The 26,109-nt window shown below is 61.8% G+C and carries 24 protein-coding genes and 2 tRNA genes; 9 read left to right on the top strand and 17 right to left on the bottom strand.

Going from position 1 to position 26,109, the window contains the following annotated elements; all coding sequences use genetic code 11:
• Nucleotides 1–43 precede the first annotated feature (43 nt).
• Nucleotides 44–634: a malonic semialdehyde reductase gene (locus tag MC381_RS13525; RefSeq protein WP_251978273.1), complete on the bottom strand. Its 591-nt coding sequence runs from the start codon at nt 632–634 to the stop codon at nt 44–46.
• Nucleotides 635–984: 350 nt separating this feature from the next.
• On the opposite strand from MC381_RS13525, the gene MC381_RS13530 reads away from it, so the two are divergent.
• The 5 genes from MC381_RS13530 to MC381_RS13550 all read left to right on the top strand — a co-directional run bounded on the left by MC381_RS13530 (nt 985) and on the right by MC381_RS13550 (nt 4,812).
• The gene (locus MC381_RS13530; RefSeq protein ID WP_251978274.1) at nt 985–2,028 is read left to right on the top strand and encodes a methionine ABC transporter ATP-binding protein; all 1,044 of its coding nucleotides are present in this window, start codon (nt 985–987) and stop codon (nt 2,026–2,028) included.
• The gene (locus tag MC381_RS13535) at nt 2,009–2,662 is read left to right on the top strand and encodes a methionine ABC transporter permease (protein WP_251978275.1); all 654 of its coding nucleotides are present in this window, start codon (nt 2,009–2,011) and stop codon (nt 2,660–2,662) included. The genes MC381_RS13530 and MC381_RS13535 overlap by 20 nt, the downstream gene beginning before the upstream one ends.
• A 136-nt stretch (nt 2,663–2,798) precedes the next feature.
• Complete coding sequence (locus MC381_RS13540) at nt 2,799–3,599, top strand: MetQ/NlpA family ABC transporter substrate-binding protein (protein WP_251978276.1); 801 nt, start codon at nt 2,799–2,801, stop codon at nt 3,597–3,599.
• Between the two features lie 98 nt (nt 3,600–3,697).
• A complete protein-coding gene (gene msrC / locus MC381_RS13545) occupies nt 3,698–4,168 on the top strand; it encodes a free L-methionine (R)-S-oxide reductase MsrC (RefSeq protein ID WP_251978277.1) in 471 nt (156 codons plus the stop codon).
• A 68-nt stretch (nt 4,169–4,236) separates the two neighbouring features.
• Nucleotides 4,237–4,812, top strand: coding sequence for a cysteine hydrolase family protein (locus MC381_RS13550; protein WP_251978278.1), 576 nt, complete (start codon nt 4,237–4,239; stop codon nt 4,810–4,812).
• 83 nt (nt 4,813–4,895) lie between these two features.
• Here MC381_RS13550 and MC381_RS13555 read toward each other — a convergent pair whose 3' ends face one another.
• From MC381_RS13555 to glpK, 11 genes are all read right to left on the bottom strand, one after another.
• Entirely contained in the window at nt 4,896–5,729 is an 834-nt protein-coding gene (locus MC381_RS13555; protein ID WP_251978279.1) for an HDOD domain-containing protein, read from the bottom strand.
• Between the two features lie 166 nt (nt 5,730–5,895).
• Nucleotides 5,896–7,590 (bottom strand): ABC transporter substrate-binding protein, encoded by a 1,695-nt coding sequence (locus MC381_RS13560; RefSeq protein WP_374708180.1) that lies wholly within the window; start codon nt 7,588–7,590, stop codon nt 5,896–5,898.
• 120 nt (nt 7,591–7,710) lie between these two features.
• A complete protein-coding gene (locus MC381_RS13565; RefSeq protein WP_251978280.1) occupies nt 7,711–7,983 on the bottom strand; it encodes a DUF2160 domain-containing protein in 273 nt (90 codons plus the stop codon).
• A gap of 24 nt (nt 7,984–8,007) precedes the next feature.
• Nucleotides 8,008–8,808, bottom strand: coding sequence for a carbohydrate ABC transporter permease (locus tag MC381_RS13570; protein ID WP_251978281.1), 801 nt, complete (start codon nt 8,806–8,808; stop codon nt 8,008–8,010).
• Between the two features lie 7 nt (nt 8,809–8,815).
• Entirely contained in the window at nt 8,816–9,679 is an 864-nt protein-coding gene (locus MC381_RS13575; RefSeq protein WP_251978282.1) for a carbohydrate ABC transporter permease, read from the bottom strand.
• A complete protein-coding gene (locus MC381_RS13580) occupies nt 9,666–10,778 on the bottom strand; it encodes an ABC transporter ATP-binding protein (RefSeq protein WP_251978283.1) in 1,113 nt (370 codons plus the stop codon). The genes MC381_RS13575 and MC381_RS13580 overlap by 14 nt, the downstream gene beginning before the upstream one ends.
• Before the next feature lie 9 nt (nt 10,779–10,787).
• On the bottom strand, nt 10,788–11,936 hold the full coding sequence (locus tag MC381_RS13585; RefSeq protein ID WP_251978284.1) for an ABC transporter ATP-binding protein: 1,149 nt from the start codon (nt 11,934–11,936) through the stop codon (nt 10,788–10,790).
• 428 nt (nt 11,937–12,364) lie between these two features.
• Nucleotides 12,365–12,441: transfer RNA gene (locus MC381_RS13590), tRNA-Val, on the bottom strand.
• A gap of 43 nt (nt 12,442–12,484) precedes the next feature.
• A tRNA-Val gene (locus tag MC381_RS13595) sits at nt 12,485–12,561 on the bottom strand.
• Nucleotides 12,562–12,736: 175 nt separating this feature from the next.
• A complete protein-coding gene (locus MC381_RS13600; protein WP_251978285.1) occupies nt 12,737–13,465 on the bottom strand; it encodes an MIP/aquaporin family protein in 729 nt (242 codons plus the stop codon).
• Entirely contained in the window at nt 13,462–14,967 is a 1,506-nt protein-coding gene (gene glpK / locus MC381_RS13605) for a glycerol kinase GlpK (protein WP_251978286.1), read from the bottom strand. The genes MC381_RS13600 and glpK overlap by 4 nt, the downstream gene beginning before the upstream one ends.
• Nucleotides 14,968–15,225: 258 nt before the next feature.
• Between glpK and MC381_RS13610 the strand changes: the two genes are divergently transcribed.
• The 3 genes from MC381_RS13610 to MC381_RS13620 all read left to right on the top strand — a co-directional run bounded on the left by MC381_RS13610 (nt 15,226) and on the right by MC381_RS13620 (nt 19,057).
• The gene (locus MC381_RS13610; protein ID WP_251978287.1) at nt 15,226–16,032 is read left to right on the top strand and encodes a DeoR/GlpR family transcriptional regulator; all 807 of its coding nucleotides are present in this window, start codon (nt 15,226–15,228) and stop codon (nt 16,030–16,032) included.
• A gap of 358 nt (nt 16,033–16,390) precedes the next feature.
• On the top strand, nt 16,391–17,914 hold the full coding sequence (gene glpD / locus MC381_RS13615) for a glycerol-3-phosphate dehydrogenase (RefSeq protein WP_251978288.1): 1,524 nt from the start codon (nt 16,391–16,393) through the stop codon (nt 17,912–17,914).
• A 75-nt stretch (nt 17,915–17,989) separates the two neighbouring features.
• Nucleotides 17,990–19,057: an endonuclease/exonuclease/phosphatase family protein gene (locus MC381_RS13620; protein ID WP_251978289.1), complete on the top strand. Its 1,068-nt coding sequence runs from the start codon at nt 17,990–17,992 to the stop codon at nt 19,055–19,057.
• A 151-nt stretch (nt 19,058–19,208) separates the two neighbouring features.
• Here MC381_RS13620 and oadA read toward each other — a convergent pair whose 3' ends face one another.
• Nucleotides 19,209–21,026, bottom strand: a complete 1,818-nt coding sequence (gene oadA / locus MC381_RS13625; protein WP_251978290.1) for a sodium-extruding oxaloacetate decarboxylase subunit alpha — start codon at nt 21,024–21,026, stop codon at nt 19,209–19,211.
• A 32-nt stretch (nt 21,027–21,058) separates the two neighbouring features.
• Complete coding sequence (locus tag MC381_RS13630) at nt 21,059–22,474, bottom strand: acetyl-CoA carboxylase biotin carboxylase subunit (protein ID WP_251978291.1); 1,416 nt, start codon at nt 22,472–22,474, stop codon at nt 21,059–21,061.
• A 135-nt stretch (nt 22,475–22,609) separates the two neighbouring features.
• On the opposite strand from MC381_RS13630, the gene MC381_RS13635 reads away from it, so the two are divergent.
• Complete coding sequence (locus MC381_RS13635; RefSeq protein ID WP_251978292.1) at nt 22,610–23,596, top strand: LysR family transcriptional regulator; 987 nt, start codon at nt 22,610–22,612, stop codon at nt 23,594–23,596.
• 33 nt (nt 23,597–23,629) lie between these two features.
• Here the strand turns inward: MC381_RS13635 and MC381_RS13640 are convergent, their stop codons facing one another.
• From MC381_RS13640 to lipB, 3 genes are all read right to left on the bottom strand, one after another.
• The gene (locus tag MC381_RS13640) at nt 23,630–24,142 is read right to left on the bottom strand and encodes a GAF domain-containing protein (protein ID WP_251978293.1); all 513 of its coding nucleotides are present in this window, start codon (nt 24,140–24,142) and stop codon (nt 23,630–23,632) included.
• 264 nt (nt 24,143–24,406) lie between these two features.
• Nucleotides 24,407–25,396, bottom strand: a complete 990-nt coding sequence (gene lipA, locus MC381_RS13645; RefSeq protein WP_251978294.1) for a lipoyl synthase — start codon at nt 25,394–25,396, stop codon at nt 24,407–24,409.
• A gap of 35 nt (nt 25,397–25,431) precedes the next feature.
• Nucleotides 25,432–26,109, bottom strand: a complete 678-nt coding sequence (gene lipB, locus MC381_RS13650; RefSeq protein WP_251978295.1) for a lipoyl(octanoyl) transferase LipB — start codon at nt 26,107–26,109, stop codon at nt 25,432–25,434.

Below are 26,109 nucleotides of genomic sequence, written 5' to 3' on the forward strand. Positions count from 1 at the left end.
GCGCCGGCGCGAGTGACGGGAGGCAGGCACGCGACGACGGCTTCTACGCGAGCTGACAGGCGTCGTCGAAATCGAGTCGCGGCAGACGCGGCTTGACGCTCGAAGCCTCGCCATAGCCCAGATTGATCAACAGGTTGACGCGCCAGGTCGTACCGGCAAAGAACGCCTCATCGATGGCGTTGGCATCAAAACCGGACATCGGTCCGGTATCCAGCCCCACGGCCCGCGCCGCCAGGATCAGATATCCCGCCTGCAGTGAGCTATTGCGCAAAGCGGTCTGCTCGGCGAACGCCTCACTGCCGGTGAACCAGCTACGCGCATCGGTATGCGGAAACAGCGTCGGCAGTTGATCGTAGAAACGCTGGTCGTAGGCGACAATCACGGTGCAGGGTGCGGTAGCGGTCTTGTCCGCATTGCCGGCAGACACGCACGGCAGTAGCTTGTCCTTACCCGCGGTGGTTCTGACGAACACGAAGCGCGCCGGGCAGCAATTGGCCGAGGTCGGGCCCATCTTCACCAGATCGTAAAGACGCCGTAGCGTTTCTTCGCTGACTTCGCGGTCTTCCCAGGCGTTGTGGGTGCGCGCTTCCAAGAACAGTTGGGCGAGCGCTTGATCGTCGAGTGACGGCAACATGCGTTCTCTCCTTCTTTTTTGTCGTTGAATGGCGAGATCACGGAACGACAAGCCCCCTCCTGCCTTGCCGGGGACTTGATACCTGTATCTTGCCAGAGGCTTGATACACGAGGCGGCCGATGATCGACGTCGCCAATAGGCCGACCTCGACCCTAGCCCGGTCAGGCGCCCATTGCCAGCCGGAAATGCACCTGACGGACCAGGCGGTCTACCCCATGGGACGCGGCGTTCGCTCCCTGCCCGGTGGATCAGTATACTAGCGCCCTCGTCGTGGGCGGCGACCGGCAAGTATTGGGGCGCCCCCACCCATGCCCAGGATTATCGATAGGATCGTTTCTCCCGCTCTCCTCATGATTTCACTCGAGAAGGTTTCCAAGACCTACGGCAGTGGCGCGCGCGCCGTTCAGGCCCTGGCGGATATCGACCTGGAGGTCCCGAAAGGCACCATCCATGGCGTCATCGGCCTATCCGGCGCCGGCAAGTCGACGCTGATCCGCTGCGTCAATCTGCTGGAGCGCCCGACAGCCGGCCGCGTCTACGTCGACGGGCAAGAACTGACAGCGATGAGCGCTGCGGACCTGCGCCAGACCCGCCATCAGTGCGGCATGATCTTCCAGCACTTCAACTTGTTGACCAACCGGACCGTCTACGACAACGTCGCCCTGCCGCTGGAACTGATGCGAGAATCGCGACAGACCATCCGCGAGCGGGTGACTCCGCTGCTGGAGCTCACCGGCTTGGCCGACAAGGCCGGCCAGTATCCCGCTCAGCTCTCCGGAGGCCAGAAGCAGCGTGTGGCAATCGCCCGCGCCCTGGCCAGCCGCCCGAAGGTACTGCTGTGCGACGAGGCAACGTCGGCGCTCGATCCACAAACCACGGCTTCGATCCTCACGCTACTGCAGGAAATCAACCAGCAACTCGGCCTGACCATTCTGCTCATCACCCACGAAATGGAAGTGGTCAAGAGTATCTGCCACCGGGTCGGCCTGATCTCCGGCGGACGCCTGGTCGAGGAAGCGGACGTCGGCGACTTCTTCACCGCCCCCGCCACCCAACTCGGTCGCGAGTTCCTGGACGAATTCCTCAAGCTGGAAGCTCCCCAGGCCCTGGTCGAGCGTCTGCTGCCAGCGCCGACCGCGCAGACCCATCCGGTCGTGCGCCTCACGTTCTCCGGTGACAATGTGGCGACGCCGCTGATCTCGCGCCTGGCGCGCGAACACGGCGTCGATGTCAGCATCCTGCAGGCCAAGGTCGAGTCGATCCAAGGGCGTACGCTGGGGCTGATGATTGCCGAGTTGATGGGCGATGCCGCGCGGACGCAGGACGCACTCGCGACACTTCAATCCTTCGATCTGCAGGTGGAGGTACTGGGCCATGTCCAGCGCACTGATTGATCTCGTCTGGCAGTCCACGCTAGAGACACTCTACATGGTGGCAGTCGCCGGGGTGATTTCGGCGCTGGCTGGCGTACCGCTGGGCGTACTGCTCTATGTCACGCGGCCCGGGCAGATTCTGGCACAGCCGGTACTCAACGGCATCCTGGGCATCGTGACCAACGTCGGCCGCTCGATTCCGTTCATTATCTTGCTGGTGGCGATCATTCCGTTTACCCGCATGATCGTCGGCAGCTCGATCGGCACCAATGCCGCAGCCGTGCCGCTGACCATTGCCGCTATCCCGTTCGTCGCCCGGCTGGTCGAGGGCGCGCTCAACGAAGTGCCGCCGGGCCTGGTGGAGGCCGCCGAGTCGATGGGCGCCACGCCGATGCAGATCATCATGAAAGTCCTGCTGCCCGAGGCGCGCGGCGGTATCGTCAACGGTTTGACGATCACCATCGTGGCCCTGGTCAGTTACTCCGCCATGGCCGGCGCCGTTGGTGGTGGCGGTCTCGGCGACCTTGGCATTCGCTACGGCTACAACCGTTTCAATCCGACGGTGATGCTGATCACCGTCGTGGTGCTGGTCGTCATGGTGCAGCTGTTCCAGAGCCTTGGCGACTACCTGGTTCGCAAGAGCGACCACAAGTGATCGCTGGAATCCACTAGTTTCATAACCAGAATGAATTACCACCACCGCCGTTATTCCGTTATATTGCACCGGTTATCGGTGGTGGCGGCTTCGTGACCACCACCTTTCGCTACACCGATCAGGGAGAGTCTCGCCCATGCCGATTTCACTCACGCGCGCTCTGAGCACCGCCGCACTGGGCCTGGGTCTGGTCGCCGGCGCCGCACATGCCGCCGAAGACAGCATCAAGGTCGGCACCATGGCCGGTCCGGAAACCGACGTGATGCAGGTCGCCAAGCAAGTGGCGCAGGAGCGTTTCGGTCTCGACGTCGAGATCGTCGAATTTACCGATTACGTGACGCCCAACGCCGCGCTGGCCGACGGCAGTCTGGATGCCAACGCCTACCAGCATGAGCCCTACATGCAGGCGATGATCCAAGATCGTGGTTATGATTTCGCTATCGCGGGCAAAACCTTCGTCTATCCGATCGGCGCCTACTCCAGCCGCTACGACAGCCTCGACGAACTGCCCGATGGGGCGACAATCGCACTGCCCAATGATCCGACGAACGAAGGCCGCGCACTGATCCTGTTGCATGACAAGGGGCTGATCGAGCTGAACGATCCGGAGAATCTGGAAGCGACACCGATCGATATCGCCGAGAATCCGCACGACTACGAATTCGAGGAAATCGAGGCCGCACAGATGCCGCGCATTCTGCCGGACGTCGACATGGCCTTCATCAACAGTACCTTCACCCAGCCCGCCGGTCTGACGCTGGACGATGCGCTGGTCAAGGAAGGTCCGGAATCCCCCTACGTCAACCTGATCGTTGTGCGTGGCGGCGACGAGGACCGGGAAGCGATTCGCCATCTGGTCGATGCCTACCAGTCCGAGGCAGTCGTCGAGAAAGCCGAAGCACTGTTTCAGAGCGGAGCTGTTCCCGGCTGGGAATGACCGCTCACGCCCGGCCCTCCATGAACCAGCGCTTCGGCGCTGGTTCTTCGTTTCTATACTCTGCCCTCCTCCCCTTGCACGCTTCAGGAGATCGTCTCGTGAACGACTATGACACGCTTGCCGCGCAGCTGACCGCACTGCTCGACACCCGCGACTGGCTCACCAATAGCGCGCAGACCAGCGCCTTCATCATGCAACAGGTACCCGATCTCAACTGGGTCGGCTTCTATCTGCAGCGGGAGCCTGAGACATTGATCCTCGGGCCATTCCAGGGGCAGCCGGCTTGCAACCCGATTCCGTTCACGCGCGGTGTCTGCGGAGCGGCAGCACGCACCCGACAGACCCAGCGCGTGGATGACGTGCATGCCGTCCCCGACCATATCGCCTGCGATGCCGCCTCGCGTGCCGAGCTGGTCGTACCGCTGCTGGTGGATGATAAGGTATGGGGCGTGCTCGATATCGACAGCCCGCGGCCGTCACGTTTCAGCGCCGAAGACCAGGCCGGTATCGAGCAACTGTGTCGTGTTTTCCTCGCCGCCAGCGATATCGTCGACGAGCATTCGCACTAAGGCTGGCAAGCCTTGTCCGCGGCACATCTGGTCACCTTGTCATTCAATCGTTATCAGGAATCCCCGCCATGTCGACCACTGCCACCCCGAACACCGCCTTGCTGATCATGGATCTGCAGAATGGCATTCTCGCCTCCTATGAGGAGAAGCAACGGCATACGGTTGTCGAGCGCGCCAACCGGCTGATCGCCGATGCACGCCATCGCGGATTGCCGGTCATCTTCGTCGCTGTCCGTTTTCGGCCCGGCTATCCGGAAGTCAGCGACGACAACAAGCTGTTCCGTAACATTCGCGACGCTGGCGTCCTGATCGAGGGCAGCGACAGTGCAGCCTTCCATCCCGACCTGGATTGGCGTGACGACGATATCGTGGTCATCAAGCGTCGTGTCGGCGCCGCCTCGACGACCGATCTGGCAACCTGCCTGAAAGCCAACGATATCCAACACCTGGCCATGGCCGGCGTGGCCACCAGCGGCGTGGTGCTCTCGACCGTGCGCTGGGCAGCCGATCTCGACTATCGACTCACCGTCATCGGCGACGCCTGCCTCGACCAGGATGCGGAAGTTCACCGGGTGCTGACTGAGAAGGTCTTGCCCGTGCAGGCCACGGTCACCGACTGCGAAGCCTGGCTCGGTCAGTCCTGAACGACGCGAACGACCTACCCGGCGCGTTGCCTCTCGCCTTGCACGAGAGGCGACACCCACACCTCACCCCACTGACAAACCGATTAGCTCAGGAAGATATCCAGCTCGTCATCGGCACGCACGTTCTCGAGAATCTCCTCGTAGAGCGCCAGCAGGTCGAGCGCCAGCGGCCGGCGCACCGCCTTCGGCATCTCACCCAAGGCATGCTCTTCTCGCCGTCCGTTGGCAATCTTCTGATAAAGCCCGATCGCCAGATGTACCGCTGCCGCGTATGGCGAAAACGGAACCGCCTCCAGCGGCCTCTCCTGGAACGTCAAGGCGTTGCAGATCGTTTCTGGAAAGCGCCAGCGGCGACCGAGTGCCGCGCCGACTTCGCTGAAGGTGTAGCCAAACTGATTGGCCTCGAGCTCGTCTCGCGGCGCCCCCTGGTCGACCAGGGTGTCGATACGCTGCATGACCTCGGGTTCAGCGATATGCATCAACGCGGACCCGACATGGTGCAGAATGCCACAAGTGAACGCAGTTTCCGGCGACAGCCGTTCCAGGTGGCTGTGACGAACGATGGTACGGCTAAGATTGGCGACCATGAACGACTCTTTCCAGAACGCTTCGCGGTCCAGTCCAGGCACATCCTTGAGCATGCCGACCATGCCCGAGGCAATAACCAGCGTGCGCACACGGTCGAAACCCAACAACAGCAGGGCATCATCGATTGAAGAAACATTGCGTCCGACGCCATAACGGACGGAGTTGGCCGAACGCAACAGTTTGAGACTGAGACTCGGGTCCTTGCGGATGGTGGCTGATACACGGTGAACGCTGATCTTGTCATTGTCCAAGCTGGCCATCAGCTCGGCCACGACAGCGGGAACGCTGGGTAATTGATGAATATGTTCGAAAAGTGAATCCAGTGACATGGTTTAACTCCTGCTATCCCATGCCATGGTAGCGGCCACCACGACAAAAGTCGTGCATGACACCAGAGGCAAAACGCCTCGTCGCGACACGAAGTGCCCCGCCGACAGCCGGTCGGCAGGGCAAATACCACCTACGATATCAATCCGCTGTTTTTACCCCTCGTGTTCATCCTTCCTGCCAGGACTGCACCATCTCGTCGTAGGGCACCGTTCGCCCCTGCGGCTTCTCGTTATCGAGTGGCGGCTTGGGCGCCCCCGGCTGATCCAGCCAGTACTGCGCATCGCGCGGCTCATTCAGGCGCGGACCGCATTGCGGCTGCACGTTGGCGCGCTCCAGGCGCTCCATGATACGGTCCTGGGCCTCCGCCAACCCGTCGAGCGCCGCCTGAGCAGTAGTCTCGCCACTGGCTGCCCGCGAAATATACTGCCACCACAGCTGCGCCAGCTTCGGATAGTCGGGCACATTGGTCCCGGTCGGCGACCACTGCAGGCGTGCGGGGCTACGATAGAACTCCACCAGCCCCCCCAAACGCGGCGCCGCATCGCTCATGGCCTGGGACTGGATGTCCGACTCGCGGATCGGCGTCAACCCGACCAGCGTCTTCTTCAACGAGACCGTCTTGGCCGTCACGAACTGCGCATAGAGCCACGCGGCCAGTCGGTTATCCGTCGGTGTAGAATCGAGAAAGGTCCAGGAGCCGACGTCCTGATATCCTTTCTTCATACCCTCCTCCCAGTATGGGCCGACCGGTGACGGCGCCATGCGCCACTTCGGCGTGCCATCGTCGTTGACCACCGGCAGGCCGGACTCGGTCATGTCCGCGGTGAAGCCTGTGTACCAGAAGATCTGCTGGGCGATATTGCCCTGCGCCGGCACCGGCCCGGCTTCCGAGAACGTCATGCCCTGCGCCTCCGCGGGTGCGTAATCGTGCAGCCAGTCGATGTACTTCTGAGTAGCGAAAACCGCCGCCGGCGCATTGGTCGCCCCACCGCGCGTCACGCTCGAACCGACCGGGTGGCACTCCTCGACTCGGATACCCCACTCGTCGACCGGCAGCCCGTTGGGAATCCCCTTGTCACCAGCGCCGGCCATCGAGAACCAGGCGTCGGTGAAGCGCCACCCTAACGACGGGTCCTTTTTCCCGTAATCCATGTGTCCATAGATGCGCTCTCCGTCGATCTCGCGCACCTCGTTGGTGAAGAAGTCGGCAATATCTTCATAAGCCGACCAGTTTACCGGGACCCCGAGCTCGTAGCCGTAGGCCTCCTGAAAACGCGCCTTGATCTCGGGATCGTCGAACCAGTCGGCACGAAACCAGTAGAGATTGGCAAACTGCTGATCGGGTAGTTGATAGACCTTGCCGTCGGGCCCGGTCGTGAAGGAGAGTCCGATGAAATCGTCGAGATCCAGCGTCGGCGAGGTCACCTCCGCACCATCACCCTCGATCATGTCCGAAATGGGCACGACCTTACCGTAGCGCGCGTGAGTCCCAATCAGGTCGGAATCGTTGACGTAGCCGTCGTAGATATTGCGACCGGACTGCATCTGCGTCTGCAGCTTCTCGATCACATCGCCTTCCTGAACCAGATCGTGAGTGACCTGGATGCCGGTAATTTCCGTGAAAGCTCTGGCCAGAACCTCTGACTCATACTTGTGCGTAGTAAGCGTCTCCGACACGACGTTGATCTGCATGCCCCGGTAGGGCTCGGCGGCATCGATGAACCATTGCATCTCTTCCCGCTGCGCGTCCGGTGACAGCGTCGACGGTGTGAACTCCTCGTCGATCCAGCGCTGCGCCGCCTCCTGGTACGGGTCGGCCATCGCCGTCGCAGAGATGGCCAGCAGGCCCATGACACCCATTGTCAACGGCACTCGGCGACGAGCCCCGACGTGTAATCGCTCGAACATGGCGTTTTCCTCGTTATCGTCCATCAGTGAGTCGCTGCATGCCCCCGCAGCGTTGAGCCGGACCTGCCTTGCCTACCCCCATTTCATGATGATGATCATGACCACCAGAGAGCCGATGCTGGCGCCCCATAGCGGCCAGTCGGTCAAGGCCAGCACCAGCAGGTGCCCATAGGCTGCGACCAACAGCCCGATAAAAAGGCGATCGCCGCGGGTCGTCGTGAGGGGCAAGAACCCCTTGCGTTCATGCCCCGGCGACAGCACCTGCCAGGCCGTCATCGCCGACAGCAGCAGCGCGATGCCGGCGAAGAACAGCGCCGTCGGTAGTGTCCAGGCCATCCATCCCATAGCGCCTCCTGTCGAAGCCGACGATCACACGCGCCCTAGGGCAAAACCCTTGGCGACGTGATTGCGAACGAAATAGATCACCGCGACGCCTGGCAACAGCGCCACGACGCCGGCCGCCGCCAGCACCCCCCAGTCGATGCCTGCGGCGGATACCGTGCGCGTCATCTGCGCGACGATCGGTTTGGCGTCCACCGAGGTCAGCGTGCGTGCCAGCAGCAGCTCGACCCAGGAGAACATGAAGCAGAAAAAAGCGGTGACACCGATGCCCGGCCGAATCATCGGCAGAAAGATCCGAACGAAAAACTTCGGAAAGGTGTAACCGTCGATATAGGCGGTCTCGTCGATCTCCTTGGGCACCGACGACATGAAGCCCTCGAGAATCCAGACCGCCAGCGGCACGTTGAACAGGCAGTGAGCGAGCGCCACGGCTATCGGCGTATCGAATAGCCCGACCGCAGAATAGAGCTGGAAGAACGGCAACAGGAAGACCGCAGGTGGCGCCATGCGATTGGTCAACAACCAGAAGAACATGTGCTTGTCGCCGAGAAAGCGAAAGCGTGAGAAGGCATAGGCGGCCGGCAGCGCCACCAGTAGCGAAATCACTACGTTCATCGAGACATAGGTCAGCGAATTGAGATAGCTGGTGTACCAGCTCGGCTCGGTGAAGATGACCCGGTAATTGTCGAGCGTCGGCGCCGTCGGCCAGAGCGTGAGCCCGCCGAGGATTTCGCGATTCGACTTCAGCGACATGTTCACCAGCCAGTAGATCGGCACCAGCACGAACAGCAAATAGAGCAGCATCACCAGACTTTTTCGAAGAGTCATGATCGCCTCAACGCATGTCGTCGCGATGGGTCATCGCGGTGTAGAAAACCCAGGTCACCAGCAGAATGATCAGGAAGTAGATCAGCGAGAACGCCGCAGCCCGCCCCAGGTCGAACTGGCCCAGCGCCATCTGGGTCAGTGTCTGACTGAGAAAAGTGGTCGCGGTGCCCGGACCGCCCCCCGTCAAGACAAACGGTTCGGTATAGATCATGAAGCTGTCCATGAAGCGCAGCATCACCGCGATCAGGAGCACGTTCTTCAATTTCGGGAGCTGGATGTAGCGGAACACGGCCCAGTTCGAGGCGCGATCGATGCGCGCCGCCTGGTAGTAGACATCGGGAATCGATCGCAGCCCTGAATAGCACAGCAGCGCTACCAGCGAGGTCCAGTGCCAGACGTCCATCACCAGCACCGTGATCCAGGCATCGCGCGGGTTGGAAGCGTAGTTGTAGTCGATCCCGGCATGGTTGATCAGCCACCCGTAAAGGCCGATATCCTCACGCCCGATGATCTGCCAGATCGTGCCGACCACGTTCCACGGCACCAGCAGCGGCAGCGCCAGTAGAATCAGGCTGACCGGTACTCCGAGCCCGCGTCGTGGCATCGACAGGGCGACGACAATGCCAAGCGGCACTTCGATCGCCAGCACGCAGGCCGAATAGAGGAACTGGCGCAGCAGAGAGTCTCGCAAGCGAGGATCAGCGAGGATCTCCCGATACCATTCGGTACCCACGAAGTAGCGTGTGCTGGGGTCGAAGATATCCTGCACCGAATAGTTGACCACCGTCATCATCGGAATGATCGCGCTGAACGCGACGAGCACGAACACCGGTAGCACCAGCCACCAGGCACGATTGTCACGAATCTTCATGCGCGACCTCCACCAGCTGATCGTCCGCATAGGCGCGTAGCCACGTCAGCGGCAGATCGATACCGACACGCCCTTCCGGCACCGTCACCTCCTCGGCGACGCGCGCCTTGATGACCGATTCCGCGGGCGTCGACAGGCGAATATCGACAATCCGAAACGTGCCCTGATCCTGGACCTGAGCGACCGTGCCGGTCAGCGGCGCCGTCTCGGCGTTCACCAGCGACACGAACTCGGGTCGAATGCCGACCTGCAGGCGCCGCCCCGCCTGCCCTGCGAAGGCTTCGCGCCAGGCGCGAGGAAAAGGATAAGGCGCCCCTGCCAACGTGACGATATCGCCATCCCGAGAGACATCGAGCAGGTTCATTCCCGGGCTGCCGATAAAGTAGCCGACAAAGGTGTGACGAGGATTCTCGAACAGCTCGCGAGGCGTCCCGAACTGGACAATCTGGCCGTCGTACATCACCGCGATCTTGTCGGCGAAGGTCGACGCCTCGAGCTGATCGTGCGTGACATAGATCATGGTCACGTCGAAACGCCGATGGATCTCCTTCAGCTTGCGCCGCAGCCGCCATTTCAACTGCGGATCGATCACCGTCAACGGCTCGTCGAACAGAATCGCCGCCACGTCGTCCCGCACCAGGCCGCGCCCCATCGAGACCTTCTGTTTCTCGTCGGCACTCAGATGGCGCGCCCTGCGCTGCAGCACCCCCTCGATCTCCAGGGCCTTGGCGACCTCCCTGACACGGGCGTCGATGGTGTCACGGGGCTGGCCCTGATTGCGCAGCGGGAAGGCCAGATTGTCGTAAACCGTCATGGTGTCGTAGACCACCGGGAACTGGAAAACCTGGGCGATATTGCGCTGCTGCGGCGTCAGGTCATTTACCGGCCTGCCATCGAAAAGCACCCGCCCCTCGCTCGGCGCCAGTAGCCCGGAGATGATGTTGAGCAGCGTGCTCTTGCCGCAGCCCGACGGCCCCAGCAAGGCATAGGCCCCGCCCTGCTCCCAGACATGCGCCATCGGCCGCAGCGCGTAGTCGGTTGCCGGCGCCGCGCGTCCGCCATAGCGATGGGCCAGCTGTTCCAGTCGAATCTCGGCCATGATGTTTCCTCAAACCCGGGAGAGTGAAGGCTGCGGTGCCGAAGGCGAGAGCAGCAGATTGCCTTCGGCATCGAAGACGAACAGGCGACGACAGGCCACCTGCATCGTCAGGGCCTGGTCGACATCCAGCTCGTGAATCCCCTCGAGATGCGCCACCATTTCGAGATCACCATGGCCGATATGCAGGAAAGTTTCCGAGCCGCTGATCTCGGCCACCCGGACGTAGGCGGGAAAGCGCCAGACCACCTCCCCGGCCGAGTCCACTGCGCTACCACTCTGGCGCCCAGGGCTGCCGGCTTCCGCTGCGGGAACGCTCAGAAGGTGATGTGGCCGAACGCCGAGCGAGTAATCTCCGTCCGGCAGCGTCTGCCAGACCGATGGCACCGGCAACGCCCCCTTGCCGATATGGCACTCTTGCCCCCGACGACGCATCGCCACTAGATTGATTGGCGGCTCGCCATAAAGCCTCGCGGCTTCGCGATTGCAGGGCGCGCGATAGACCTGATCGCTGGAGCCGCTCTGAATGATTCGCCCCTCGTGCAGAAGCGTGGTGGTACCGCCGAGCGCCAGTGCCTCGGCCGGCTCCGTGGTGGCGTAAACCGCAATGGTGTGGCGGGAGGCGAACAGCTTGCGCATCTCGTGACGCAGCGCCTCGCGCAGCTTGTAGTCGAGGTTGACCAATGGCTCGTCGAAGAGAATCACGTCGGCATCCTTGACCAGCGCCCGGGCCATGGCCGTACGCTGCTGCTGCCCGCCAGAAAGCGCCTGCGGATAGCGGTCCAACAGGTTGTCGATGCCCAGCATCGCCGCCGTCTCTTCGACACGTCGCGTCACCTCGCGACGCGCCACTCTCGCCTGGCGCAACGGCGAGGCGATATTGTCGAACACCGTCAGCGTGGGGTAGTTGATGAACTGCTGATAGACCATGGAAATATTGCGTCGCCGCACCGGCTCGCCGGTCACGTCGCGACCGTCGACGAGAATGCGACCACGATCCGGTCGATCCAGGCCTGCCATCAGACGCATCAACGTGGTCTTGCCGGCCAGGGTATGTCCGAGCAGGACGTTGAAGGAGCCTGGCTCGAGCGTCAGGCAAGCATTATCGATATAGGTCTCGCCATGCATCGTCAGCGTGACGCCGTCGAGTTGTAATGACATTCGCGGCGCGCTCCCCTGTTCTTTTTCGAGCATCCTAGAACACCCGTTTAAGAAAGCTATACGACCAAAACAGGAGAGCAAAAAAGCGTCTATGCTCCCGATCCAAGCATCTGAATTAAGGGAACAAAAAAAGTTTGTGACCTTAGTCTCAACCACTAATGTTGAACGGCGATATCGGAAAAATGCGATAGGGACACCTGCCAGAACAGTCTGCACCTCGTCCTATTTTTCGTTACGCAACATCGTCCGATGCCTTTCGATGGTCATAGTGCCGGGCGTATTTCGAGCGAGGAATAACACAGCGGGTGTACCGACACCGGTCAGCGATTCAGATTGGTCGGTAACTCAGGAGTTGGTCGGTAACTCAGGAAAGAGAAAGCGGGGGCTGAAACGAAAAAACCTCGAGCCGAGGCTCGAGGTTTCGAATCTGGTAGGACCGAGCGGATTTGAACCGCTGACCTCCACGATGTCAACGTGGCGCTCTAACCAACTGAGCTACGGTCCTGAAACAGTGCGTCATCGGCGTCCAACCCAGTACTGCGAACGATTGGTAGGACCGAGCGGATTTGAACCGCTGACCTCCACGATGTCAACGTGGCGCTCTAACCAACTGAGCTACGGTCCTACTGTTCGGCAGTGCTTGCCGTGACAACGGATGCGAATTCTACCGGCGCGGCGGTGAATTGCAACCCTCTGATGATAAAAAATTTTATCATCCCCACGCGGCTTCGCGCGTCGCTCGATCGCAGACACCGCAGCTGTCCGCCGGCACCCGGCGGACAGGCACAGGAAGCCCGGGGTTAGACCGGCAACAAGCGATGCCACATGCCCGCCGCGACCACGGCCCCGAGCATCGGGCCGACGACCGGAATCCAGGCATACTGCCACCCCGAGTCACCTTTGCCATGAATCGGCAGAACCGCATGGGCCAGACGCGGCCCGAGATCGCGAGCCGGATTGATGGCGTAACCCGTCGGCCCACCCAGCGACAGGCCAATCGCCCACACCAGCATGCCCACCAGGTAGGGCATGAGGCCGCCCCCGATTCGCCCCGAGCTGGCAATGGCACCGATGCCGAAGATCAGCACCAGTGTGCCGATCAGCTCACACAGCAGATTGCCGGTGCGATGAGCCACCGCCGGGTCCGTGCAGAAAACCGCGCGTTTCAAATCACTGCTTTCGGTACGCTTCCAGTGTGGCAGATAGGCCAGCCAGACACCGATGGCCCCGGCAAACGCCCCCGCCATCTGCGCGACAATCATCGATCCGACGAGCTCGGCGCCCGTATGGATACCCAGAATCCACTTGGAGAGCGTCACCGCCGGATTGAGGTCGGCTTGCGGTGAGCCCGTTGCCATGGCGACGAAAACCCCGATCATCACGGCGAAGCCCCAACCGGTCGCGATCACGATCCAGCCCGAGCCGTTCCCCTTGGTATCGGTCAACAGCACGTTGGCGACCACACCGCCGCCGAACACGATCAGAAACATCGTACCCAGAAATTCGCCCCGCATGATGTCCCATATCATGCTCCGGCCTCGCTGGTCTCACGCTGCTTGACGCGTTCAATGGCATCCAGCCAGCCATCGTAGAGACGCTGCCGTTCCGCCTCGGGCATGCGCGGCTCGAAGGTGCGCTCGCAGTCCCAGAGCTGAGCGATCTCGTCGAGATTCTGATACCAGCCGATCTGCAGGCCGGCGAGATAGGCCGCCCCCAGCGCCGTCGTTTCGAGAATCGTCGGCCGGTCGACCGGCACACCCAGCATGTCGGCAAGGAACTGAATGACCCAGTTGTTGCTGACCATGCCGCCGTCGACTCGCAGCCGATCGATCGGCGTACCGATATCGGCGTCCATGCATCCCTGTAGATCACGGGTCTGATAGCAGACGGCCTGCAACCCCGCCGCGACGATTTCGGCAATCCCGGTATCGCGGGTCAGGCCGAAGATAGCCCCACGGGCCTGTGGGTCCCAGTGCGGCGCCCCCAACCCGGTAAAGGCAGGCACCAGATAGACGCCGTGGCCGATCTTGGTGGTCCGCGCCAGCGCCTCCGTCTCCGAGGCGGCACCGAAAAGCTTCAAGCCATCGCGCATCCACTGCACCGTCGCGCCCGCGACGAAGATGCTCCCTTCCATGGCATAGGTGGGCTTGCCGTTGAGCCGATAGGCTACCGTGGTCAGCAGCCGATTGTCCGAGATTGCGGGCGTGTCCCCCGTGTTCATGATCATGAAGCAGCCGGTGCCATAGGTGCTCTTGCACATGCCCGGCGAAAAGCAGGTCTGGCCGATCAACGCGGCCTGTTGATCGCCGGCAATGCCCGCCACCGGAATGGGCCCGCCCAGCAGCTGTGGACTGGTAACCCCGAACTCGGTACTCGAATCGAGCACTTCCGGCATCAGCGAACGGGGAATGTCGAACAGTGCCAGCAGCTCGTCGTCCCAGGACTGGGTATGGATATTGAACAAACAGGTGCGGCAGGCGTTGGTGGCATCGGTGGCATGCACCCGCCCGTCGGTCAGGCGCCACAAGAGAAAGCTGTCGATCGTGCCGAAAGCCAACTCGCCCCGCTCGGCGCGCTCGCGGGCGCCCTCCACGTTCTCCAGCAACCATCGCAGCTTGGTTGCGGAGAAGTACGGATCGATCAACAGGCCGGTACGAGACTGGATGAATGACTCATGCCCCTGACCGATCAACTCACGACAGTACGCACTGGTGCGGCGATCCTGCCAGACGATCGCGTTGTAGAGGGGCTCCCCGGTCCGACGATCCCAGAGGACGGTGGTCTCACGCTGATTGGTAATACCGATACCGGCAATATCGCTGGAGGAAATGGACAGGTTCTGCATCACCTGACGGCAGGTCCGCAGCACGGACTGCCAGATATCCTCGGCGTGATGCTCGACCCAGCCATCATGGGGAAAATGCTGGGCGAACTCCTCCTGAGCCACGCCGGCAATCTGCCCCTGGCGATCGAACAGAATGGCCCGAGAGCTGGTCGTGCCCTGGTCGATCGACAGAATGTATGAAGCCATCGTTTCTCTCCTTGATGTAACGAACCTGGGTACCGATGATCAGTACGCCGCGAGCGCAAGGTTCACAAAGCGTCATCAACCCTATTTTCATTTTCGATTGACAACAATACGAATTCGCATTCCAACACTTAGACCATGGTCTAAAACCTGGTTGCCGGCCAGCGCCCCGCCGGAGCACCGATGGACCAGGGGTTTTGGTAAACTGCGTGTCATGATGCCACTTTCCAAGGCCGCCCGAGGCGCATGCAGGACAACAGAATGACACAGCAGGAACGCCACGAAGCGATCGTCGAACTGGTCCGCCGCCAGGGCTATGCCTCCATCGAGCAACTGGCCAAGGATTTTGCCGTCACCCCGCAGACCGTCCGCCGCGACCTCAACCAGCTCGCGGACGAGGGCATCGTCAAACGCGTCCATGGTGGCGCCGGGCTGGAATCGAGCACCGTCAACACGGCCTACCACACGCGCAAGACGCTCAATCTGGATGCCAAACGCCGGATCGCGGAAATGCTGGCGGCGCAGATCCCGGACTCCGCGTCGCTGTTCATCAACATCGGTACCAGTAACGAATTCATCGCCGAAGCGCTTTGTCACCACAGCGGTCTCGAGGTGATCACCAACAACCTCAACGTTGCCGCCATCCTGCAGCACAAGACCGACTTCAATGTCATCGTCGCCGGCGGCCAGGTGCGCTCCCGCGATGGCGGCATCATCGGCGAGGCGACCATCGATTTCATCAACCAGTTCAAGGTGGATTTCGGCATCATCGGGATCAGCGGCATCGACCGCGACGGTTCGCTACTGGAGTTCGACTATCAGGAAGTCCGCGTCGCCCAGGCGATCATTCGCAATTCGCGTCAGGTCCTCCTCGCCGCCGACCACTCCAAGTTCCACCGCAATGCGGTCGTGCGTCAGGGCAATCTCAGTCAGGTTCATGCGTTCTTCACCGACCGCCAGCCACCCGAGCCACTGTTGCGACTGATGCGTGAACACGATGTCGCCCTGCACGTCGCCGAACCGCTCCTCTCCGCCGACACCAACCGCTCCCTGGCCATGGACGACTGACACGGGACATCTCCGTCCCGCCTCGTTGTCTTCTTGGCGCACGCTCGCTCGAGAACATCTCAGGGCTATGCCATCCGAGCGAAGATAGCGATCGCGATGTTCAGTCGAGGTTGGCTATCCGGCGCCCGTCTCGGGCAGGCCAGACAGCTGTGTTGGCGCAAGATAGCCTCCCCCGCCGGCTGCGCTCCTCTACGTCTGCCGCCGGTTGTATCGCATGCCTGCCGTTGCCGATGCCTCCCAATCGCCGGAGAAACCGCTCGACGCCCCTTGATGTTCGAAATTGATTACACTATGTTCGCATACGAACATCGCGGGATGATCTTCCTTGTGAATCGACGCAGCCCTCACGGAGAGCGCCATGACTTCAGCGACCCAGCCTCATGTCCATGACATCCTCGTCGTCGGCGGCGGCATCAACGGCACCGGCATCGCCAACGACGCGGCGGGGCGCGGGCTCTCCGTGCTGCTCTGCGAACAGGCGGATCTCGCCAGCGCTACTTCGTCCGCCAGCAGTAAGCTGATTCACGGCGGACTGCGCTATCTGGAACATCGTGAATTCCGCCTCGTCCGGGAGGCGCTCAAGGAGCGCGAGGTCATGCTGCGCAAGGCGCCGCATATCGTCTGGCCTCTGCGTTTTATCCTGCCCCACCAGCCGCATCTGCGACCCGCCTGGATGATCCGGGCCGGGCTCTTTCTCTACGATCATCTTAGCCATCGGGACAGCCTTCCCAATGCCTGTACGCTCAAGTTCGATGGAGCAGGACCGCTGGTACCGGCGATCAAGCGCGGCTTCGAATATTCCGACTGCTGGGTCGATGACGCCCGACTCGTTGTTCTGAATGCCCTCCAGGCACAAGATAAAGGCGCCGATATCCGCGTACGAACCCGCTGCGTATCGGCGCACGAGGAGAACGGCGAATGGGTCGTGGCGCTAGAAGATCAGACCACCGGCGAACGCGAGACGGCCAGAGCCAAGGTGCTGGTCAATGCCAGCGGCCCCTGGGTCGAGTCGTTCGTCAAGGGCAACGCGCAACGGGACTCCCGCTACGGGATTCGCATGATTCAGGGCAGCCACCTGATCGTGCCGCGCCTGAACGAGGACGAACGCGCCTATATCCTTCAGAACGAGGATGGTCGCATCGTCTTCGTACTGCCCTATCAGCAGCAGTACAGCCTGATCGGTACCACCGACCGGCGCTATCAGGGCGACCCCTCGGCTGTCGGCATCAGCGATGATGAGGTCGAGTATCTGCTCGATGTACTCAACGCCCATTTCGTCAAACAGCTGACCCGAGATGACGTCATCGCCACCTATTCGGGCGTGCGCCCGCTGTGCGACGACGAGTCGGAGAACCCCTCGGCCATGACGCGCGACTACACGCTGGATCTCGACCGGCATGGCGCACCGCTGCTCTCCATCTTTGGCGGCAAGATCACGACCTACCGCAAGCTCGCCGAGGCCGCCTTGCACAAGCTGGATACGCTGCTGCCGGCCATGGGCGCACCATGGACCGCCGAGTCTCGGCTGCCGGGCGGTGATATTGTCTCTCGCCAGCAGTTTACCGAGCAGCTGCTGGCAGATTATCCCTTCCTGGGTCAGGAGCGAGCCCAGCGCTTCGCCTCCAGCTACGGCACGCTCTGCCTCGAGTTCCTCGACGGCAAGCAGAGTCAGGAAGCGTTGGGCCAGCACTTCGGTGCCGGTCTGACCCGTGCCGAAGTCGACTACCTGGTGGATCATGAATGGGCGCGATCCAGCGAAGATATTCTCTGGCGCCGCACCAAGCTGGGGCTTCGTCTCGATGCCGCGCAGCACCAGAGCCTTGAACACTATCTCGTCAACCGCGCCACCGGCCACTCTGCCGCGCAAGCCGCGACCGCATGAGCGCAATGGGTGTCGCGCTTCTCTGCTACCCTGTGAGGCTCGCGACATCCATTTCTATCAACGAGGTATGGCCAGTTGCTCCAAGTCTTATTCACGCTGCTCGGCTGCCTGATACTGGCAGTCACCCTGGTTCCCTACCTTCGCATCCGCCATTGGAGTGTCCGCAGCTTTGACTTCCCGCTGCTCCAGATCGCCTGCCTGGCAACCGTCCTGGCGCTGGTTCAGCTAGCTTTCGCACCCGATACCTGGCTTGACTGGTGTGGCGTTGCCGCAAGTCTGACCGCCGCGGTCATCCAGTGGTTGCGCATCTATCCCTGGACACCCGTCGCCCGTCGCACTGTGGTAAATGCCGCCGGCGAGCCCTCGCCGCATGATCTGACCCTGATGGTTTCCAACGTTCTGACCCCCAACCGGCAATCGGACAAGCTGATCGCGCATGTCAAACGTCACCAGCCCGACATGTTGCTGACGCTGGAGTCGGATCAATGGTGGGGAGATCGCCTCGACGAGGCTATCGCGACCGAGATGCCGGAAGCTGTGCGCATCCCGCTGGACAACCTCTATGGCATGCATCTCTATTCTCGCCTGCCACTGGAAGACGTCGAGATCAAATGGCTGATACAGGATGATATTCCCTCGATCCATGCCTGGGTTCGACTGGAGAGCGGTCGCCGGGTGCGCTTCCATGCGCTTCACCCGCGTCCACCGGCGCCTTCTGAGAGCGAGGAGTCGCTGTGGCGGGATGCCGAACTGCTGCTCGTCGGTGAGCAAATCGCCCGCAGCGCCAATCCGACCATCGTCGCCGGCGACCTCAATGATGTGGCCTGGTCGCGCACCACCAAGCTTTTCTGCAAGGTCAGCCATATGCTCGACCTACGTCGCGGCCGCGGTCAGTACAGCACCTTCCACGCCAAATATCCGATGCTACGTTGGCCGCTGGATCACGTCTTCGTCACGGACCACTTCACGCTTGTCGACATGCACCGCCTGAGCGAAATCGGCTCCGATCACTTTCCGATTATGGTCACGGTGCGCTACAACCCTTCGCGCGCGGAGGAGAACGAGCCGGAAGGAGCCGACAACGAGGAGCAGGAAGCCGCCGAAGAGACGATCGAAGAGGCACGGGAAAGAAACGACATCTGAACGTGGCGCATTCATCGTTTGCGCTGCGCTTTTGACCCAGCGCACCCTTGACCCACAGCACCGGTTGACCAGCATGAAAAACGGGGCTGCAATAGCCCCGTCAGGTGTCATTCGCCGCTGTTCGCGAACGGCGTGTCATGTATCGACCTTATTACTCGATCTCGATCAGCACCTCGCCCGGCGTGACCCGATCGCCTTTCGCCACATGCACGGCCTTGACCGTACCGGCAACCCGCGCCTGGACCTCGGTCTCCATCTTCATCGCCTCGGTAATCAACACGGCCTGGCCTTCCTGGACGCTGTCGCCTTCGGCCACCAGGACGTCGACGATGTTGCCCGGCATCGAAGTCGATACGTGTCCCGGCGAGCTGGCCTGTGAACGCCCGGCGCCTTTGCTCTCCTGCACGAACTCGTCCTTGGCCTCGAACACGACCTCTTCAGGCATGCCATCCAGCGTGAGATAGACGCGGCGCTTGCTGCCGTTGCCACTGCCGACGCCGGTGATCTGAACCTCGTATGATTCGCCGTGCACGTCGATGACGAACTCGGTCGGTACGCCTTCCGAGACCGGCCGTCCCGCGCCGCCGGTCGCCTCGGCCGCCGGAATGGCTTCCGGCACCAGCGTGCCGTCGCGCCGCCCCTGCAGATAATCGCGACCGAGATCGGGGAACATCGCAAAAGTCAGCACATCCTCCTCGCGCTCGGCGAGATCGCTGATCTCCTGTTCCAACCTGGCCATTTCCGGGCTGAGCTGGTCCGCCGGACGTCCTTCGTCGACCGGCTCGCTACCGATGGCCTTGCGCCGAATTTCGGCATTCACTTCCGCGGGCGGCTGGCCGTACCCACCCAGCAGATAGCGCTTCACCTCGTTGGTGATCGACTTGTAACGCTCGCCGGTCAACACGTTCATCGCCGCCTGCGTGCCGACGATCTGCGACGTCGGCGTCACCAGCGGCGGGTAGCCAAGGTCGGCCCGCACGCGAGGAATCTCGTCGAACACGTCCTGAATGCGACCCAGCGCATTCTGCTCCTTCATCTGATTGGCGAGATTGGACATCATGCCGCCCGGCACCTGCCAGATCTGGACGCTGACATCTTCACGCGTGTATTCGCTTTCGAAGGCCGCATACTTCTTGCGCACCTCGCGGAAGTAGTCGCCGACTTCCTTGAGTGCCACCAGGTCCAGCCCGGTATCGTGGGCGGTCCCCTGAAACGCCGCGACCATTGCCTCGGTAGACGGATGGCTCGTGCCGCCGGCGAACGCGGAAATACAGGTGTCGATATGGCGACAGCCTGCCTCGACGGCCTTCATCTGGCTCAGCGAGGCCAGCCCTGCGGTCGCGTGGGCATGCAGGTGAATCGGGACCTCGACCGCGCTGACCAGCGATTCGATTAGCTCACCGGTCGCGTAGGGCGTCAGCAGTCCCGCCATATCCTTGAGCGCGATCGAATCGGCGCCCATGTCGACCAGACGCTTGGCCTGTTCGACATACATTTCTCGTGTGTGCACTGGGCTAACGGTATAGCAGATCGTCCCCTGCGCATGCTTGCCGCTCGCCTTGACCGCCTTCATCGCGGTCTCCAGGTTGCGCAGATCGTTCAACGCATCGAAGACGCGAAAAATATCGATCCCATTCTCGGCCGATCGGGCCACGAACCGCTCGACCACGTCATCGGCATAGTGACGATAGCCGAGCAGGTTCTGTCCGCGCAGCAGCATCTGCAGCGGCGTGTTGGGTAGTGCCTCGCGCAGCGATTGCAGACGCTCCCACGGGTCTTCCTTCAGGAAACGCACGCAGGCATCGAAGGTTGCGCCCCCCCAGACCTCCAAGGAGTGGAAACCGATGGCGTCCAGCTTGGCGCAGATCGGCAGCATATCCTCGGTGCGCATACGCGTGGCGATGAGCGACTGGTGGCCGTCGCGCAGAACGACATCGCTGATGCTGACGCGTGACTCGGCTTGGTTCATGGCTCTCTCCTGATTCTTGTCGGTTCAGCGTGTCACAGTCCGGCGTGGGCCGAGATGGCCGCCGCGATCGCCAGCGCCACCTCTTCGGGATTGCGCTTGACGGAGTAGTTGAGCAGTTCCGGGTGCGCCGGCACGAAGCCCGTATCGAAATGACCGCTGCGGAAATCCGGGTGACGCAGGATCTCCTGGTAGTAAGGTGCGGTGGTCTTGACCCCTTGCAGACGCATGTCGTTAAGCGCGCGAATGCCGCGATCCAACGTCTCTTCCCAGGTCATTCCCCAGACGATCAGCTTCAGGCACATGGAGTCGAAATAAGGCGGAATGGTGTACCCCGTATAGATCGCGGTATCCGTGCGCACGCCTGGCCCGCCCGGCGCGTAATAGCGGGTGATACGTCCGAAGCTCGGCAGGAATTCGTTCTTCGGGTCTTCGGCGTTGATCCGGAACTGGATCGCGTAACCCTGGTGACGGATATCCTCCTGGCGATAGGCCAGTTTCTCCCCCGCTGCCACGCGCAGCTGCTCGCGCACGATATCGACGCCGGTGATCGCCTCGGTGATGGTGTGCTCGACCTGCACCCGTGTGTTCATCTCCATGAAGTAGACCTCGTTGTCCTTGACGAGGAACTCCACGGTGCCGGCATTTTCATAGCCGACGGCCTCGGCCGCGCGCACTGCCATCTTGCCGACGTAGTTACGTTGCTCGGGGGTCAGCTGGGGGCTGGGGGCAATCTCGATCAGCTTCTGATTGCGGCGCTGGATAGAACAATCGCGCTCGAACAGGTGGATCACCCCGCCCTGGCGATCCGCCAGAATCTGCACTTCGATGTGATGCGGATCGACGACGCACTTTTCCATAAACACTTCAGCGCTGCCGAAGGCTTTGGTGGCTTCGGAGATCACCCGCTCCCAGGCCTGCTCGAGCTGCTCGGGCGTATCGCAGCGGCGAATACCGCGACCACCGCCGCCGGACGTGGCTTTCAGCATCACCGGGTAGCCGATCTCGTCGGCCACCGACAACGCTTCTTCACGATCGGCCAGATTGCCGTCGGAGCCCGGCGTCACCGGCACCCCGGCCTCCCGCATCGCACTGCGAGCCGCCGTCTTGTCGCCCATTTTGGCGATAACGCCCGCACTGGGGCCGACGAAGACGATACCGGCCTCGGCACAGATCCTGGCGAATTCGGCACTCTCGGAGAGAAAGCCGTAACCCGGGTGGATCGCATCGCAGCCGGTTTCGCGTGCCAAGTTGACGATACGACGCGGATCGAGATAGCCGGCGAGGGGCTCGTCGCCGACGAAATGCGCTTCGTCAGCGCGCTTGACATGCAGCGAGAAGCGATCGGGTTCGGTATAAATCGCGACCGAACGGATGCCCATCTCGGCACAGGCCCGTACAATACGCACGGCAATCTCGCCACGGTTGGCGATGAGTATTTTCTTGAACACCGTATGACCTCCGGATGCGCGTGGCCGTGTTTGTTATCGTCACCCTACGCTAGCCATCCGCAAGCCAATAGAAAAATTGATATTTCTTTGCCAACCTATAAGTCAGACCTTATACCTGTCCGCGAGGGCACCCGAATGACGCGTCCCAATCTGCTCAACCGCTTGACGTTTCGCCAGCTTCAAGTCTTCCAGGCCGTCCATCGCCAGCAATCCTACTCGCGGGCCGCGGAACAGCTCGGATTGACTCAGCCGGCGGTGAGTGCCCAGATTCGCCAACTCGAGCAGGCGCTCGGCCAACCACTGTTCAAGTACGCGGGCAAAACCCTGCATGTACTGCCGGCCGCAGATGCGCTGGCCGCATCGGTACAGGCCATATTCGGGCAGGTCTCGAGCCTGCAGATGGAGCTATCGGAGCTGGCAGGGACGATCCGGGGCGAGCTCAATATCGCGGCGGTCTCGACGGCCCAGTACGTAGTGCCGCACATTCTGGCGCGCTTCCGCGCGCGCTATCCAGAGGTGCAGATTCGGCTGCGCGTCTGCAATCGCGTGCAGGCGCTGGAACGCCTCGCCGAACGGCGCGACGATCTGGTGATCATGGGAATGGTGCCGGACGACCCGAATCTGGTATTCATGCCGATTCTCGACAACGAACTGATTCCGGTGGTCTGGCCGGGCCATCCGCTGGTCACGGCGGATCGCCCGACACTGGAAGATTTCGCTCGCCACTATCTACTGATGCGCGAGCCGGGCTCCGGGGCCCGTACGGCCTTCGAGGATTTCGCGGTGCGCGAGCGTATTTCTCTGCATCACACCCTTGAATTGGGCACCAACGAAGCGATCAAACAGGGCGTCATGGCGCATCTCGGCGTCGCGGTGCTGCCACGCCTGGCAGTACAGCTCGAGCTTGCTTCCGGCCTTCTGGCCAGCCCGAGACTGCCTGGATTCCCGCTCCGCCGCTCGTGGTGCACGGTCTACCCAAAAGACCGCTATCCCACGCCCGTCACCGAACTCTTCCTGCGTTTCGTGCGCGAGCTGCTGCCCGAACTCAACGCCCACTTCCGCGCACCGATGACGCCAATCGACACGCCGACACTACTCTGCCTACCGGCGCAGGACGACTGAAGCGGGCATGAAAGGTCTTCAGCCGAATCGGGCTCAGCCCTGATTCTGCTGCAGACGAGCCACGTGTAGCTTGATCAGCTCTTCGGCCTGGGCCGCCAGCAGCGCCAGACGGTGCATCTCGTTGTCTTCGAAGGCCCGTGGCATCGTACCAATGATGCACAGCGTGCCCACGCAGAGATCCGGCGCCGCAAACAGCGGGTAGCCGGCGTAGAAGCGAATGAAGGGTGAACCGGTCACCAACGGGTTGTCCGAGAATCGTGGGTCCTTCAACGCATTACAGACAACCATCGGCATGCCGTCGGCCACCACATGGCCGCAGAAGGAGATCCGTCGCGGCGTCTCGCAGACACTCAGCCCCTGACGCGATTTGAACCACTGACGATCTTCGTCGATCAGCGTGATCATGGACATCGGCAGATCGAAAATCTGTGTCGCCAGCTCGGTCAGACGATCGAAACCGGCATCGGCGCCGGAATCCAGTAGCTGCAGGTCACGCAGCAGGGCCATTCTTTCGGCTTCGTTGGCGGGCACTTCAGGTGCAATCATGGTATGAACTCTTGGTGAATCGGAGAGATATCGCAAGTCGCGCTGAGACCGGTTACATACTCAGAGCGAACTGTTGACGAGAGCATCACGTCAAAGACCCGAACGCGACACTCGAAGTCTCCCCCTCGCTTGCCCGGCGCCAGGCCGGTCTACTGGATAGCATCATACCTTTGAACGAGGCTTGTCAGTCAATCGGTCGCCAACAAACGACAAAGGCCCGCCACAGATCGGCGGGCCTTGATTATCTACAGCACAATGAAGCGGTCACTTCACCTCGACACCATGCGCCTGTTTGTCCGCGTGATAAGAGGAGCGCACCAACGGACCGGAAGCCACGTGGGTAAAGCCCATCTCCTTGCCTTGTTCGGCGAACCAGTCGAACGTACTCGGATGCACCCAACGATCAACGGCAAGGTGGTTACGCGACGGCTGCATGTACTGCCCCAGGGTCAGCATGTCCACGTTGTGCGCGCGCAGGTCACGCATCACTTCCAGCACTTGCTCATCGGTCTCGCCCACGCCCAGCATCAGGCCCGACTTGGTCATCACCTCAGGGCGACGCGCCTTGTAACCCTTGAGCAGGTCAAGCGACCATTGATAGTCCGCCCCGGGGCGAACCTTGCGATAAAGCGACGGCACGGTCTCGAGGTTATGATTGAAGACGTCCGGCGCTTCGCCTTCTAGGATGTCGAGCGCCACCTGCATGCGGCCTCGGAAATCGGGCACCAGCACTTCGATCTCGATCTCCGGGCTGTCACGCCGGATTTCACGGATACAGTTAGCGAAGTGCTGCGCCCCGCCATCTCGTAGGTCGTCGCGATCCACCGATGTCACGACCACATAGTTGAGACGCATCTCCGCAATGGCCTCGGCCAGTTCACGCGGCTCGTTTTCGTTGAGGGCGTTAGGCCGACCGTGCGCGACATCACAGAACGGACAGCGGCGCGTACAGATATCGCCCATGATCATGAAGGTGGCCGTGCCACCGCTGAAGCACTCTCCCAGATTGGGGCAGGATGCCTCTTCACAGACGGTATGCAGCCCGTGCTTGCGCAGCGTCTGCTTGATGTGGGTGACTTCCGGCGAGACCGGCATACGCACCCGCAGCCAATCCGGCTTCTTGGGCAAGGTCTCGGTCGGGATCACCTTGACGGGAATCCGTGAGACCTTGTCGGCGCCGCGCAGCTTGACGCCGCGCTCGGCGCGCCGCGGTTTCTGGGCCTCGGGCGGTTGCGTGACGGTCGTCTCGGTCATAGTTCCCATCCTGATAAGTCGTTGAATGCCGCCAGCTAGGCACTGGCTGTCAATGCGAAAGCCCCGGGGCGCCCCTGACATACCTGCAGCGACGTTTCGAGCCGTCGCGCCAGGCAGCTCGCTAGCGCCTTGCCCACCTCGGGCGCGGTAACGGCCTGGTCCGTGTGGTCGCTCAGTTGCGTCATGCTGAGCCCCGCGTAGCCGCAGGGGTTGATGCGCGAGAACGGCGTCAAATCCATATTCACGTTGAGTGCGACGCCATGAAAACTGCAGCCCCGCCGGATGCGCAGCCCCAGCGAGGCAATCTTCGCCTCGCCGACATAGACGCCCGGCGCATCCGGGCAGGCGCGAGATGCAACGCCGTAGTCTGCCAGCAGATCAACCACGCTTTCCTCGAGTAGCGTGACCAGCTCGCGCACCCCCAAGCCGCGCCGACGAACGTCGAGCAACGGATAGAGCACCACCTGGCCCGGGCCATGATAAGTCACCTGCCCACCCCGATCGGTCGCGACGACCGGGATATCACCCGGCATCAGCAAATGCTCCGACTTGCCCGCTCGCCCCTGCGTGAAGACCGGATCATGCTCGACCAACCAGAATTGATCGGGCGAATGGGCATCGCGTGCATCGGTATAGCGTGACATCGCCTGCCAGACCGACTGATAGGCTTCACGGCCCAATTCGTATAACGCGAGACCGCCCGAGTCGCTCAT

Origin of the sequence: Salinicola avicenniae, from assembly GCF_023736115.1 — a bacterium.
Lineage (GTDB): Bacteria > Pseudomonadota > Gammaproteobacteria > Pseudomonadales > Halomonadaceae > Salinicola > Salinicola avicenniae.